The organism is Haloarchaeobius caseinilyticus, assembly GCF_051207395.1.
GTDB lineage: Archaea > Halobacteriota > Halobacteria > Halobacteriales > Natrialbaceae > Haloarchaeobius.
Genome location: NZ_JBPJZC010000011.1, coordinates 1 through 535 on the forward strand (window position 1 = coordinate 1; position 535 = coordinate 535).

1 rRNA gene is annotated in these 535 nt (G+C 58.7%); it reads right to left on the reverse strand.

Annotated elements, in window-relative coordinates:
- Positions 1-420 precede the first annotated feature (420 nt).
- Positions 421-535, reverse strand: a 16S ribosomal RNA gene (locus ACSC1P_RS22095); the annotation flags it as partial.

Below are 535 nucleotides of genomic sequence, written 5' to 3' on the forward strand. Positions count from 1 at the left end.
AAAGTAGCCACGCTGAGTGGGACGTCTATGATATGGTTACACTGTACCTGTAAACAGGTCCAGTGGACGTCTGGATTGCGTTTACACACGGTTTCATCACACGCCCCAGGGGTGGCCTGGCGCGCGTTCGACCCTTCCCACTCACGCTTGCACGGAGTGGTGCATCGGTTTGTCTTCAGCCAATCGTTTCCTCGTCCCACACTTAAGGGGAGCGATTCAGACCGATTGTCTGATGATATTGACTCGGTCGGGAGTCGAACCCGAACGCGCCACGCCACGCTCTCGTGTGTGGTGCGTTCCAGCATCGAGTCGGAGTCAGAGCCCTGGTGGTTCTTAAGCGCCCGGTCGGGCGTCGTCGACACACGTCGTGTCCTCGAAGTACGGAAAGGTGGGCCAACCCAGAGGGTTGGTCCCGATCTGTGGAGGTGATCCAGCCGCAGATTCCCCTACGGCTACCTTGTTACGACTTAAGCCCCCTTGCGAAGCCCAGATTCGACCACCGTTACGGTGGCCTCATCCGGACCTCACTCGGGTG